The following is a 13655-nucleotide window of genomic DNA, read 5'->3' as shown; positions in this document are numbered from 1 at the left end:
TGGCTCGTGAGTCCGCAGAACCCGCTGACGGCACGGGTGATTGTCAATCGGGCTTGGGCGGCGTTCTTTGGCAAGGGAATCGTCAAGACCACCGAGGACTTCGGCTACCAGGGCACGCCCCCGACGTATCCTGAGCTACTCGACAACCTCGCGGTTGGGTTGATGCAAAGTGGCTGGAGCCAGAAGAAGCTCCACAAGCGCATCGTGATGGCAGCGACCTACCGGCAGTCATCAAAAATCACGCCCCAAGCACTCGCGAAAGACCCGGAGAACAAGCTGCTCTCACGTGGCCCCCGCGTGCGCCTCGATGCTGAGCAGGCGCGGGATCATGCGCTCACCGCCAGTGGCCTGCTCTCCTCCAAGATAGGTGGCCCTAGCGTCTTCCCGCCGCAGCCGCCCAGTGTCACCACCGAGGGAGCCTACGGAGCCTTGGCTTGGAATGTCAGCACAGGAGAAGACCGCTACCGGCGGGGTCTCTATACTTTTGCCAAGCGCACGGCTCCCTACGCCCTCTCTCAGACCTTCGATGCCCCCAGCGGCGAGGCCACTTGCCCCCGCCGTGAGATGAGCAACACGCCCCTGCAAGCCCTCGCGCTTCTCAACGACACGGTCTTTGTGGAGGCGGCGCAGGCACTGGGCAAACAAATCAATCAAGAGCCGGGCCTGAGTGCCACACGCCTCTCACGCCTCTTCCGCCGAGTCGTCACCCGCCCACCGGACTGGGACGAGCTTGCGGCACTAGAGGGATTTTACGAAAAACAACAAGCACGGTTCGCCGCCGGTGAGCTCAACCCCAAAGCCCTCTGCGGCAGTGATACCGCAACGCCCGAGCAAGCCGCCTGGACTGCCCTTGCCCGCGCGATTCTGAACCTCGACGAGGCGATTGTAAAAAGATGAACGAACGAAATCGGAACTTAAGCCTCACACGGCGGCACTTCTTCGAGGAGTGCGGTGTTGGGGTGGGCAAGCTCGCCCTGGCGGGGCTACTAACGAGCGAGTTCCCCCGCTCGGCGGGGGCTAGGGGGCTGGCTCGCCCGAAAGCCAAGCATGTCATCCATCTCTTCATGGCGGGTGCTCCCTCGCAGCTCGATCTCTTTACCTACAAACCCGAGCTGGTCAAACTAGAGGGCAAGCCCCTGCCGCCCTCCGTGTACAAAGACCAGCGCTACGCCTTTATTCGCGCCGATGCCGCCGTGCTGGGACCGCGCTTCAAGTTCGCAAAGCACGGACAGTGCCAGATGGAGCTCTCGGAGCTCCTACCGCATCTCGGAAGCATCGCCGATGATATTTGCTTGGTACAGTCGGTGAGCACCGATCAGTTCAACCATGCCCCCGCGCAGATCTTCTGGAACACCGGAAACGGCCAGCCAGGGCGGCCCGCGCTGGGCTCGTGGGTGGTCTATGGACTGGGAACGGGGGCAAAGAACCTACCGGACTTTGTGGTGATGAGCACGGGAGCGGGAATCTCGGGCGGCGCGGCTAACTGGTCGAGCGGCTTTCTCCCGACGAAATACTCGGGCGTGCGCCTGCGTAACTCCGGCGACCCGATTTTAGATGTCAGCAACCCGGCGGGTGTAGACGCCAAGCTACAGCGCGAGACGCTAGACTTAGTGGGAAACTTAAACCGACGTGACTCCGACCCAGAGATCGCCTCGCGCATTGCCAGCTATGAGCTTGCTTTCCAGCTCCAGACCTCAGCCCCGGAGCTGATGGACTTAAAATCCGAGAGCAAAGAAACTCTGGCAATGTATGGCTGCGACCCCGACAAGCCCAGCTTCGCCCGTGCTTGTCTGCTGGCGCGGCGGATGATCGAGCGTGGCGTGCGCTTTGTCAATATCTACCACGAGGGCTGGGATGCCCACTCCGACGTGGCGGGGACGAGCCGAAATAAGTGCCGTGAGACCGATCAGGCATCGGCGGCGCTGGTCAAAGATTTAAAGCAGCGCGGCTTACTCGACGAGACTCTGGTGGTCTGGGGGGGGGAGTTTGGGCGCACGCCCATGGTGGAGAACAACCCCGCGCTGGGCCGCTCGCAAGGCCGCGACCACCACCCGCAAGCCTACACAATGTGGCTGGCGGGCGGCGGCATCAAGGGCGGCTTGACGTATGGTGCGACCGATGATTTAGGCTTTCACGTCGCGGAGAACAAGGTCCATGTGCATGACCTCCAGGCCACGATCCTACACTGCCTCGGCCTCGACCACGAAAAACTCACGTACCGTTACTCAGGCCGCGACTTTCGCCTCACCGATGTGCATGGGGAAGTGGTGAAGAAGATCCTCGCCTGAGGAGGACTTACTTTGCCGACTTAACAGGCTTCGTCTGTTTAAGCTTCTCCGAGAGGCGCTTGGTCTGGGTGCGGAGCCACTGGTTGTTTTTCTTGACCCAGCTATCCTCACACGTCGTCTCAATCTCCTGAGGGATTGTGCTGGTGAGTAAGAGGATCTTGACGCTATCAGCGACCGTCGCGGTGGCCGTGTCCCCGGTGACCTTACAGCGGGTGATCTTACTCGTGACAGTGTAGGACTTGGACTTGGCAAAGACCTGCACGAGCAAGGGCTTGATCTGCGCGAGTGTCTGCTTCTTGCCTTTCATGGTGACGCTGACAAACTCCGGGGTGTTGATCGCCAGAGCCGCCGCCACGTCTTTTTTGAGGGCTGCTGCAGAGCGCTTGTCGTACTGTGCCTGGATGGCTTTCTGTGCATCCTGAGCCAGTACCGATGGCGTGAGTGCCGCAAAGGCGACAAGAGCAAGTAATGTTTTTTGCATAGTATTCTTATCGGCTATTTCTTCTTATTTTTTTCTTTTTGAATGAAATCCACGCGTTTATCGTTCTCAAAGCCTTCCGCCGTGAAGCGCTCCCAGCGCTTGATGTACCAGCTCCGGGGCTTGGTTGGGGAGGGTAATCGTATAGCGCGTCGCCTGCTCGACCTCCAGAGTGAGATCTCCGTCTCACCTGAGATAAAAAAGTACGCCGTGGCATAAAGTACGCCGTGGCATCGTGGGCCGCAAACGCTCGGTCACGTCGCGGACACGGGCATCACGGGATGACTCCTTAGGAGAGATTAGACAGGGAGGCGAGCGACCTCCGAAAACGACGACTTGAGCGCCGGATAGAGGGCGCGGTAGGTGGGATAGTAGCGGCTGTAGACTGCCGAGGCCGTGGTATTGGGCAACGCCCCAGGACGAGTGGAGACGGTAGCGGCGCACGCCTCGGGGACGCTGGTATAGGCTCCTGTACCCACAGCAGCCAGCAACGCTGCCCCAAGTGCCGGGCCTTCGTCTATGTTGAGTAAGACGTGCTGCTTCTCGATCACATCGGCCATCATCTGAAGCCAGAAGGGCGATCTTGCGCCGCCACCCGAGGCCCGAATCTCACTAACAGGGACGCCCATCTCGGCAAAGAGCGTGAAGAGGTCTTTAAACGCATAGCTGACCCCTTCGAGAACCGCACGAGCAAAATAGTCTTTTGTACTGCGCAAAGTCGCGCCAAAGAAGACGCCACGGGCATCGGGGTCGAAGTAGGGGTTGCGCTCTCCGGCAAGATAGGGAAGATAGAGCAAGCCCTCACAGCCTGCAGGGGCTGTCATCGCACCTTTGGTAATGGCATCGTAGCCCAAGCCTTCCGCAAAGGTGTCGCGGTACCAGCGCAGTGAGCCTCCTGCCGAGATCACACAGCCCATCTGCCCCCACGTTTCGGGAACGGCGTGGCAGAAGGTCTGGACACGCATCTGGGGGTCAATGGCCGCCGTGTCGGAGTGGGCAAAGACCACGCCACTCGTGCCCAGTGACGAGACCACTTGCCCGGTGCTCACCACGCCACAGCCCACCGCACCTGCCGCCTGATCGCCGCCACCGCCCACCACGGGCGTCCCCGCCCTAAGCCCTGTCAGTGCCGCCGCTTCGGCAGAGATCACCCCCGTCTGCTCCGGCGACTCCACCACACGGGGAAGCCACTCGCGGGGGATTCCTAGCTTGTCCAAAGCCGCTTTTGACCACGTGCGCTGACGGACATCAAAGAGCGACGTTCCCGAGGCATCGCTGACTTCGGCGGCAAACTCGCCGGTGAGCTTGAAGCGTATGTAGTCTTTAGGGAGCAAGATCTGCGCGATTTTTTCGTAGACCGCAGGCTCGTTCTTGCGCACCCAGAGCACTTTCGGAGCCGTGAAGCTGGTAAAGACCGGCTGACCAAGAATATCGTAGCAGCCCTGCGCGCCTCCGAGAAGCTCCGTGATCTCCGCGCACTCAGCTCCTGTGCGAGCATCGCACCAGAGCAGCGCGGGGCGAAGAACCTGATGGCTTTTATCTAAAAACACCGAGCCATGCATCTGGCCCGTCAGCCCCACGCCTACGACATCAGAGCCGCTCACACCCGCTTTTGCTAGCACGCCCTGAATGGCCTTAATCGCCGCCTGCCACCAGTCCGTGTCCGGGTGCTGCTCCGCCCACTGGGGGCGCGGGGTCGAGAGTGCGTACTCGATCAGCTCCGAGGCGAGCAGCTTGCCGCTCTGGTCAATCAAGACGGCTTTCGTGCCGCTGGTGCCGGTGTCAATGCCAAGAAAAATAGCCATACTACCTTTAGTAATTCGCAAAGAGCACACAAAAATCCTTCCCGGTGTAAAATAGCAGTCTATGACGGACTGGATTGTTCTCCATCAGCTTAGCCCAGACAAGTGGGCGCACCCGACAGCGATCGCGGAGGTGGTTTGCTCCCCCGATAACCGCTGGCTGTCGTGTCTCTTACGCGACGGGCAGGGGACTGTCTGGGAGCGTGCGGAGGCTCGAAAACACTTTGCGCTTACGGGAGGCAAACATCTTGGTTTCTCCCACGACAGCCAGTCGCTTTTCTGGCAGCAGGACGACCACATCGAGGTAATCGCGCTGAAAAGTGGCCAGAGCGTCCGTAAGATCGGCCCCGTGGAAGGGCTGCAACACTTTGCCCTCTCGCCCTCGGGCCAGCTCATGGCACTAGCGGCAGGCAGCGATGTCTTCGTCGGCGAGTGGCAGACCGGCAAGCTCCTCCAGCGCATCCCTGTCTCCTCGGCGAGCGTCTGGTCGGTGCGGGTTGCCTTTTTGGACGATGAGCGCCTCCTCTGCGCGGAGGCTGTAAAAGAGCGCGGTTTTGTGCAGTTTGTACTCTGGGAGATCGCGACAGGGAAGGCGCTCTGGACGGTTCCTGCGGAAGCAGATATGGCACATGAGTTTGTTCTCTCCGCAGATCGGGAGCGCTTCGCCTCTCGGGTTGCGGGGCACAACACGGTTCGCATCTGGCAGACCCGCGATGGCGCAGCCGTGCAAGAGATTTCCGTCGCGGGAGAGTGGGCAATGGCTTGGGCCTTCACGTCGGAGGGGGCGCAGCTTGTCGTGGCCGGTGACGAAAACCTGGAGGTTCATCACCTGGCCACAGGCGAAGTGGAGCAGGTGATCGTCGCTCCTGAGAGCACGTGCTTGGCACTCTCTCCCGCAGGCGATCAGTTAATCGTGGGCGGCACCGACGGACGACTGCGCTTCTGGGATCTCCCCAGCTGGGACGTGGGTATTTCCGCTAGATCGGGAGGACACCAGAGCGGTATTGTTCAGCTGCTCCCACTCAACGATGAGTGCGTCTTGTGCTGTAGCAGCGACCCGGAACTACGGCTTCTGGCACTGGATCTTGGGGCGGAGCTGGTCTGGAGCGACGAGGCTGTGGGCTTGGAGTCGCTGGTCTACGGTGCTCAGGCGGGGCGGGTGGTTGGTATACGGCGGACGGACCCTAACGTCGTGGTGGAGAACCAGCAAGATCGGGTCACGGTTCAGACCTGGAAAGCAACGGGCGAGCCTCTTGCGGCGCGTGACTACGCGCTGGAGCTCCCCGAGAAGGTCTGGCAGCCCGTGCTGGCGCTCTCGCCAGATGGCAACTTTTTGGCGGGGGGAGGCAACGACCAGGCGGTGCGCCTCTGGAACTTGGCAACAGGCGAGAAAGTCCTGGAGGTCTCGCTCTTCAGCGCCAAAGAGAGCCAGGTCGCTAGCCCATTGGACGACGACAACGATATTGTCGCCATAGACTGGTGGCCAGGAACGCCGCTCCTGGCGGTTCGCCGTATGTCCGATCTGCGGGTTGACCTGGTGGATGTGGAGAGTGGGAAGCACTTCTTTGCTGTCGCTGAGCTGGGAGGCAGTCCGGTCTTTGTGGCGTTCTTGCCCGGCACAACACAGTTTGTGTTTGCTGATTTTTGCTACGAGGGCCTCGCTCTCTACGATCTGATGACGGGACAGAGTGAGCTACTGGCAAGCCCAGGTATCCTCACGGCGCTCGTTGCCCTCCCGGATGGAAAACACGTGGCTCTGGGAGTGAAGGGGAAGGTCTGTCTCTACAATGTGGCACAGCGCCAGGTCGTCGCTGAGCTTCCCTTTCCCTTTGGCGAGATCACCTCGCTTACCATCACCCCTGATGGTCGCAAGCTGATCGCAGGCGGTGAGCACGGTCAGTTAATGATCTGGGAGCGGCGATAGCGCAGGAGTAGTAAGCCCGGCGCAAGAAGGCAGAGTGTGCCGGGCTCCGGGATAGACTCCGTGCTCGCTGGCAGGGGATGCTTCAGGTCAACAGCGGCGTTGGGATCGGGCGACGGCGCACTGGCGACAGGGAGAGGCGCTGGTGGAGGCGGCTGAATCTTGGCCCGAACATAGAAGGCTCCGGCCAGCACCAGCGCAGGAGCGAGGGCGAGGCTGGCGTTGCGAAGAGCGCGGCGTGGACGTGGCGTCGCCTCTCCCACCAGCACCTGAAGCCGACGGTGTAGATGCTCCGGCGCGGCGGGCGCACGCAGCCCCTCCTGCATCTTCTGCGCAAAAACACTCTCTTCAGTGTCCAAAGTAATCGTTTCCTTCTCTGCGTGCCGCTTCCCGTGCTTGTTGCAACAGACTCCCGACTTGCGTCGGGGAGCGCTTCAACACATGCCCAATCTCGGCAAGGCTATGGCCCTCCACGTACTTTAAGAGCAGCACCTCACGGTAGTCTGGGCGTAGTGCCGCGAGAATCTCGGTGAGCCGGGCACTTGCCTCCGCCGCCAGCACCCCGTGCTCCTGAGTCGCGTCACTGGTCAGAGTCTCCGAGAGTGGTGTCTCTTGCCGGCGCTGGTGCAGGCGAAGAATATCGGCCACTTTTCGCCTTGCAATTCCAATCAGATACGCCCGCATCGGGTCGTCGTTTTCGGTGATTTTCTCGCGGGTGGGGCAGGCGTGCAGGCGGGTAAAAGCAGCCACAAATGTCTCTGCCGTCGCATCCTCCGCCTCGGCTCCCACGCCCAACCGAAGCGCCACATAGCCGTACACCGCGTCGGTGTAGCGCTCTTGTAGCTCGGTGGGAGTCCAAGCAACCGCGGAGGCTTTTCGTCGCCACCACGGGCGGGAAATCACACGCACCTGTTCTATCGTCGAGTCTCTCCGCATAGTCCTTCGTAGAGTATCGGAAAATTTAGGCCAGGCGACGATAAATTTCGCTCAGGGGAATCTGAAGAGGGAGAGCGGATAGGTCAAGAAGCGCCTCGGGGCCGCGTAGCTCGACAAACTGCCAGATGGCTTGCTCCCCGGAAGCGCGGCTGTAGTGCTCGGCGAGCGGCTCGGTCTGGGAGAGCAAAACATAGTGGCGTAGCGAGGGAAGCTGGCGGTAGTGGCTCCATTTCTCACCCCGATCGTAGTGATCCGTGCTCTCCGAGAGCACCTCGATAATCACTACCGGGTTACGCAGGCAGCTCTCGTCGTCGACAAACGGCTCGCACGCCACACTCACATCGGGGTAGAAAAACGGCCCCGCCTCGCGAATCCGCACTTTTTGATCCGAAGGGAAGGGCAGGCAGTCTCTGCCTTCCAGCACCTGTTCCAGAATCGTGAGTGCCCGAACACAGAGGCGGTTATGTGTGGGCGAGGCACCTGCCATGGCAAGTATCTCACCGGAGATATACTCGTGCTTTTCTTTTTGGGAGGCTTCCCAGGCAAGATATTCGTCGGGCTGGAGAAGCGGGATTTTCTGTGCGGCCATGCTCTATTGTAGCGTAACTAAAGGCCTTCGGGCTTTTCACAGACAAAGAGCCAGCGGTCGGAGCGGGAGTTGGGCGCACGGTCGCCGTAGTTGCCAAAGACCTCGATCTGGGTCCAGCCTGCCTCGGTGAGCCAGGTTTTCATCTCGGCTAGGGTGTAACCACGCTGAAGGTGGGTCTCGTGGAAGTAGCGGCGGGTGCTGGTGTGCGGATCGGTCACCCAGAAGTCCATCTCCACCCGACAGAGCCGCGTCTCTTCGTCCCAGTGCGCTTTCCAGTCGTGCTCAATCGGGCCGTTTTTCTCGTGCTGGGTGAAGAGCCCGTGGCGCAGGGCATAGACCCCGTTCATGTCAAACGTAAAGACCGCTCCCGGAGCCGCGTGGGCAAAGAGCCGCCGCAGCCCCTCGCGCAGCTTGATGGGATCGGTGACATAGTTGAGCGAGTCGAAGACACTCACCAGCCAGTCGAACTGCTGCCCGCCCAGCTCCAGCTCCGCGATATCCATCACGGAGTACGAAATGCCATAGGACCTTGCCTGCGCCTTGGTCTGGGCAAGCTGGATCATCTTGGGGGCGATATCAAAGCCCACCACAGGCCGGTACCCGCGCCGCCAAAGAATCTCCGAGAGGCTGCCCGTTCCACAGGCCACATCCAGCACCGAGCGGGGGGACTTATCGCGCTCCCGAACCGCCCGCTCCATCCGTGCCAGCCACACGGAGTAGGGGACACCGCCCATTAAGGCATCGTAGATTGCAGGTAGAGAGTCGTATTGGTTGGCTTCTTTAAGAGGCGACGTTGGATTAGACACAGCGTATTATAACGTGCACATCAAATACCCAGAACCGTCAGAAGCTTGGGCCGATCCTTTGCCCTCAAATGCATCCAGAAGCTCATCGGGGAGGGGATCGTTGAAGTCTGCGGGAACGACAAACTGGCCCTCTGCCAAGCCGATGGGGCGCTTTGCGGGGCGGGGAAGAGTTGCTGGTGCCTCGTCCTTTAGGCTGTTCAAGATCAGCGTGGCAAGCTCCAGCCGCTCCTCGTGAGAGAGCTGTTTAATTTCGTTACCGTAGCGCTCGACAATATTGACCATGTTGTGACACCTCCTCTATTTTATCGCTGTGCTTACTCAGGTTGCTCAAAGTAGTCTTGGTCGATTCGTTTAACGATGTAGGTGTCTTGAACTCCCACACCAAGGTTGTACTCGATCATCAGTGATGCGAGGCGCTTACCGTCAATCAGGATGACTTTGTACTGAGGATTCTTCTTTGCTGCTTTTTGTGCATCCTCTGTGAATGCCGAAGTTGTGAGAAGAACGCCTTTATTGGCCCCGTTGTTGACTAGGCTTCCAATGAATCCTTGAACCGCTGGACTCCCAACATTCTCTTTCCAGCGTTTTGCTTGAAGGTAGATAATGTCCAATCCCAGACGATCTTCGTTGATGATCCCATCAATCCCACCGTCTCCGCTTTTACCTACTGTTTTCCCAGCATCTTCGCGGGAGCCACCGTAGCCCATCGCTAGCATCAAATCCACGACGAGACGCTCGAAAAAGGCGGGAGGCATTTGTTTGACTGTATCGAGAATATCTAAAGCTAGCTTCTCATTTACCTCCAGCCAGATGCGCTGGAGGGTTTCTTCTGGAGTTTCTAATGGAATGGTTGGAGCAACTGTGGAGACAATTGTCTTCGCCTTGGTTTTGTTTTTGAAAGCGACAAATTCGGGGAACTGATCAAGAAATTTACCGTCAATTTTGGTGGGCGGATTCGCAAGGACTTTTTGGCCCTGCATGGTGATTTTGACTATTCCCTTGCTCGGTGACTCGATTAGTCCGGCTTGCTTCAAGTAGGACTTAGCCCAGCCAATCCTGCTGATGTAAGTTGCAAGGCCGCTAGGAATCATCTCTGCCTTATCTGAATCCGTGAGATTAAATTCCTGTGCCAGCTCATCACAGACTATCTTGAACGGCTTTGGCGCACTTGCGACGCACTTCAAGAGCGGCAACATGAACGTCTGGTAATCGGGGACAGGCATAGTTGTATTTTACTCCACCCAGGCTTTCTGGTGGCCGCCGCCTAGCATGCGCCGGATTTGTTCGATCAGGCCCTCGTCGGGGTCTACTAAGATCGGGGTTTTGATGAGATACTCGCCGCTGGGGGTCTCGGCGTGGACGAAGAGGGGGGAGCCGCCTTCTTTGCTGGTGAACATCTCTTTCACCATGTGCAGGAGCGTCCGGTTGTTGGGGTCAATGCGGACATGGACGGAGCGTGGGCGGGCGTCGGCGGCCATGGCGTTCTCCACGACACGCTCGATCTTATCGGCGATCAGCTCGATCTGGACACTCTTATCCGCGCTGGCAGGCTCTGCGCCTTCTTCCGCGACCTCGGACTTTAAGATGCGCTCCCGGTGCTGGGCGCGGCCAACGATCGCGACGACAGAGTTGACGATGGCGTACTTGCCGTACTCGGCGGCGCACTTGGGAAAGAGCGTCACGCTGATCGCGCCGGTGGTGTCCTCCAGGGTCACAAAGAGCATCGCGCTACCGGTCTTGGTGTACTTGGTGCGCACCTCGGTGATCATTCCCCCGACGGTCACTTGCTGGTTGGGCGTGCTCTCACTGATCTGGTCGGCCCGCCAGGCCCGCCACTTGCGGCGCAGCTCTGGCTCGAAGGGTTTTACCGGGTGCTCCGTTAAGTACAGCCCGAGTAGCTCTTTCTCCCAGCCCAGCCAGATCCCGCGCGGGTGATCGGGGACATTGGGCAGCGCCTGCACGGAGTCCACCGACGCGGCATCTTCTCCCGCATCATCGCCCCAGAGGCTAATCAGCCCGGCCTTGGCGTCTTTGGCCCCACGTGCGGCGGCAGCCACGGCATCATCGAGCGTCTCCAGCAGTGCTCTTCGGTTGGGGTGAATGCTCTTAAACGTCCCAGCCTTGATCAGCATCTCGATCACGGACTTGGAGGTCAGTCCCTCCGCAAAGACCCGCGTGCAGAAGTCCGGGAGGCTGTGGAACCTGCCGCCTTTGTTGCGTGCCTGGAGAATGGTCTCGATGGGCGCTTTCCCGACATTCTTAATCGCCAGCAGCCCAAAGCGCACCGCCCCCTCATATTTCTTCTCTGTCGGCTGGCTCACCGTAAAGTCCGCCTCAGAGTCGTTGACATCGGGCGGGAGGATCTGGATGCTGAGGCGCTCGCACTCCTCCAGTGTATTGACCACTTTCTCGGTCTTTTCCACATACGCCGCCATCAGCGCCGCAAGATACTCCGCCGTGTAGTTGGCTTTTAGGTACGCCGTCTGATAGGCCACCATCGCATAACACGCGGCGTGGGCACCATTGAAAGCGTAGCCGGCGAAGGGCTCGATATCGGCGAAGATCTTCTCCGCAGACTTGGTGCTTACCCCGCGCTCTTTTGCCCCCTCCATGAAGATGCCTTTTTGCTTGTCCATGTAGGATTTTTGTTTTTTACCCATCGCGCGGCGCAGCAAGTCGGCTTGGCCCAGCGTGAGTCCTCCCACAGCCTGGACGATCTTCAATACCTGATCCTGGTAGACAATCACCCCATAGGTTTCTTTGAGAATTGGCTCTAGCAAGGCATGCTCATACTCGATCTTGGCGGGATCGAACTTAGACTGGATAAAGCGCGGGATGTGGGCGAGTGGCCCCGGACGGTACAGCGCCACCATCGCCGAGAGCTCTTTGACTGAGTTGGGCTTGAGCTCGACAACGTACTTACGCATCCCCGCCGACTCTAGCTGAAAGACGCCGGTCGTCTCGCCGCGCCCGAGCATGTCGTAGGCTTTCTGTGCGTTGGGGTGGCTATAGTCCAGGGGGATGTCCCAGACATCTATCGTCTCGCCGCGCGTTTCTTTAATGAGCTTGACCGCGCGTCCCAGAATCGAGAGGTTGATGAGCCCGAGAAAGTCCATCTTCAGTAGCCCAATTGCCTCCAGTGAGCTGTGTGGGTACTGCGTTGCCAGGGAGCCGTCGTTGAGCTTTCGGAGCGGCGTGTACTCGACCAAGGGCCTATCCGCGATCATGACACCGGCGGCGTGGACGGACTCATTGCGGGTGATTCCCTCGATGCGCTGGGCCGTGTCAATGAGCTTTCGAGCTAGCTCTTCGTTCTCATAGGCCGCGACCATCTCGGGGTTGCCGGGGTAGTCTTTCTCCTCCCAGCCGTGCATCGCGCGCTTGATTGAGATCCCCAGCGGCAGGGCGGGGATCATGCGGGCGATCCTATCGACATCGGGCAGGGGCATGGCCAGCGCCCGACCTGCATCGCGGAGCGCCGCTTTTGCGCCTAGCGTCCCAAAAGTCGTGATGTAGCTGACGTTGTCTTTCCCGTACTGCTTGGTCACGTGCTCGATCACTTCGGCGCGGCGCGTGTCCTCGAAGTCCATGTCAATATCGGGCATGGTCACGCGCTCAGGGTTCAAGAAGCGCTCAAACGTCAAGTTGTACTCGATGGGATCAAGATCCGTAATGCCCAGACAATACGACGCCAGCGAGCCCGCCGCCGAGCCGCGAACGCCAAAGAAAATCCCACTCTGTCGCGCGTGCTGGGCGATATCGCGGACAATCAGAAAGTACTGTGCGAAGCCCGTCTTCTCGATAATATCCAGCTCATAGCTCAGACGCTCTTTATGCTCCAGCTCGTGCTTGGGCAGGCGGCGCTCTAGTCCTTCCCAGCACATCCGGATCATCGTGGTCTGGGCATCACTGCCAGGATCCACGCCCATCACGGGCATGGGGGCACGTCCCACTTCGATCTCTAGATTCACTTTCTCCGCGACTTCTAGCGTGTTCTCGATCGCATCGGGCGCGAAGTTTTCAAACGAGCCCATCATCTCGGCATAGGTTTTGAGGTAGAACTCACGCGGCTCGTAGCGCATGCGCTTGGGGTCATTGACCGTGGTGCCTGTCTGGATACAGATCAGCACGTCGTGTGGGTCGGCGTCCTCGGCCTTTAAGTAGTGACTGTCGTTGGTGGCGACCATCTTAATGCCCATCTCGCGGCTGATGCGCTTGACGGTCTCATTGACGTCCCACTGCCCCGAGGCGTGGTGGCCCTGCACTTCGAGATAGAAATCGTCTTTGAAGACCTCCCGATACCACGCCGCGACACTCTTGGCCTCCTCGTAGCCCTGCTTCATCACTGCCTGCGCCAGCTCGCCGCCCAGACATGCGGAGCTAATAATCAGGCCCTCGGAGTACTCCGCCAGCAGCTCTTTGTCCACACGCGGCTTGTAGTAAAACCCCTCCAGCGACGCCAACGTCACCAGCTTCATAAGATTTTTATAGCCCGTCTCATTCTTGGCAATCGCGACTAAGTGATGGTTGCCGTCTCTCTTGGGATCGCGGTCTTTTCTCCCCCGTGTCGCCACATACAGCTCGGTTCCCACCAGCGGCTTTATCCCCGCCGCACGGGCTGCCTGGTAGAACTCAAACGCACCGTACATCACGCCATGGTCGGTGAGGGCTAGCGCGGGCATCTCCATCTCCACGGCATACTTGATCATGTCTTTGATCTTGGAAGCGCCATCAAGAAGCGAAAACTCGGAGTGGTTGTGGAGGTGGACAAACGGGGTGGACATGCGGCCATTATACCGGGCGACACGGCGATTTCACCGCACGGGAAACGGGCG

The 13655-nt window shown here is 59.4% G+C and carries 13 protein-coding genes; 4 read left to right on the top strand and 9 right to left on the bottom strand.

From position 1 onward, the window contains the following. On the top strand, positions 1 to 897 hold an 897-nt coding region (locus AC1XOS_RS01920; RefSeq protein WP_481960526.1), incomplete at its 5' end, for a DUF1553 domain-containing protein. Continuing rightward, positions 894 to 2288 (top strand): DUF1501 domain-containing protein, encoded by a 1395-nt coding sequence (locus AC1XOS_RS01915; RefSeq protein ID WP_481960525.1) that lies wholly within the window; start codon positions 894 to 896, stop codon positions 2286 to 2288. The genes AC1XOS_RS01920 and AC1XOS_RS01915, both read left to right, overlap by 4 nt. Positions 2289 to 2295: 7 nt before the next feature. Here AC1XOS_RS01915 and AC1XOS_RS01910 read toward each other — a convergent pair whose 3' ends face one another. Continuing rightward, positions 2296 to 2769, bottom strand: coding sequence for a nuclear transport factor 2 family protein (locus AC1XOS_RS01910; RefSeq protein WP_481960524.1), 474 nt, complete (start codon positions 2767 to 2769; stop codon positions 2296 to 2298). A gap of 42 nt (positions 2770 to 2811) precedes the next feature. On the opposite strand from AC1XOS_RS01910, the gene AC1XOS_RS01905 reads away from it, so the two are divergent. Then, positions 2812 to 2985 carry a hypothetical protein gene (locus tag AC1XOS_RS01905; RefSeq protein WP_481960523.1) on the top strand — a complete coding sequence of 58 codons (174 nt, stop codon included), beginning with the start codon at positions 2812 to 2814 and terminating at the stop codon, positions 2983 to 2985. 80 nt (positions 2986 to 3065) lie between these two features. Here AC1XOS_RS01905 and xylB read toward each other — a convergent pair whose 3' ends face one another. After that, positions 3066 to 4571 (bottom strand): xylulokinase, encoded by a 1506-nt coding sequence (gene xylB, locus AC1XOS_RS01900; protein ID WP_481960522.1) that lies wholly within the window; start codon positions 4569 to 4571, stop codon positions 3066 to 3068. A gap of 61 nt (positions 4572 to 4632) precedes the next feature. Between xylB and AC1XOS_RS01895 the strand changes: the two genes are divergently transcribed. Further along, positions 4633 to 6492 (top strand): WD40 repeat domain-containing protein, encoded by a 1860-nt coding sequence (locus tag AC1XOS_RS01895; protein WP_481960521.1) that lies wholly within the window; start codon positions 4633 to 4635, stop codon positions 6490 to 6492. Here the strand turns inward: AC1XOS_RS01895 and AC1XOS_RS01890 are convergent. From AC1XOS_RS01890 to AC1XOS_RS01860, 7 genes are read right to left on the bottom strand one after another with little or no spacing between them, the layout of a single operon-like run. Next, entirely contained in the window at positions 6465 to 6848 is a 384-nt protein-coding gene (locus AC1XOS_RS01890) for a hypothetical protein (RefSeq protein ID WP_481960520.1), read from the bottom strand. The genes AC1XOS_RS01895 and AC1XOS_RS01890 overlap by 28 nt on opposite strands. Next, positions 6838 to 7398: an RNA polymerase sigma factor gene (locus AC1XOS_RS01885; RefSeq protein WP_481960519.1), complete on the bottom strand. Its 561-nt coding sequence runs from the start codon at positions 7396 to 7398 to the stop codon at positions 6838 to 6840. The genes AC1XOS_RS01890 and AC1XOS_RS01885 overlap by 11 nt, the downstream gene beginning before the upstream one ends. 52 nt (positions 7399 to 7450) lie before the next feature. Next, positions 7451 to 8014, bottom strand: a complete 564-nt coding sequence (locus AC1XOS_RS01880; protein ID WP_481960518.1) for a Uma2 family endonuclease — start codon at positions 8012 to 8014, stop codon at positions 7451 to 7453. Between the two features lie 17 nt (positions 8015 to 8031). Beyond that, positions 8032 to 8820 carry a class I SAM-dependent methyltransferase gene (locus AC1XOS_RS01875; RefSeq protein WP_481960517.1) on the bottom strand — a complete coding sequence of 263 codons (789 nt, stop codon included), beginning with the start codon at positions 8818 to 8820 and terminating at the stop codon, positions 8032 to 8034. Positions 8821 to 8826: 6 nt separating this feature from the next. Further along, on the bottom strand, positions 8827 to 9102 hold the full coding sequence (locus tag AC1XOS_RS01870) for a hypothetical protein (RefSeq protein ID WP_481960516.1): 276 nt from the start codon (positions 9100 to 9102) through the stop codon (positions 8827 to 8829). A 32-nt stretch (positions 9103 to 9134) separates the two neighbouring features. Continuing rightward, positions 9135 to 10043, bottom strand: coding sequence for a restriction endonuclease (locus AC1XOS_RS01865; protein WP_481960515.1), 909 nt, complete (start codon positions 10041 to 10043; stop codon positions 9135 to 9137). A 9-nt stretch (positions 10044 to 10052) separates the two neighbouring features. Further along, positions 10053 to 13604 (bottom strand): DNA polymerase III subunit alpha, encoded by a 3552-nt coding sequence (locus tag AC1XOS_RS01860; protein ID WP_481960514.1) that lies wholly within the window; start codon positions 13602 to 13604, stop codon positions 10053 to 10055. Positions 13605 to 13655: the final 51 nt, after the last annotated feature.

The sequence above is a fragment of the Armatimonas sp. genome (assembly GCF_964826245.1).
Note: the sequence above shows the minus strand (reverse complement) of the source record. Positions and strands in the feature narration are given on the sequence as shown.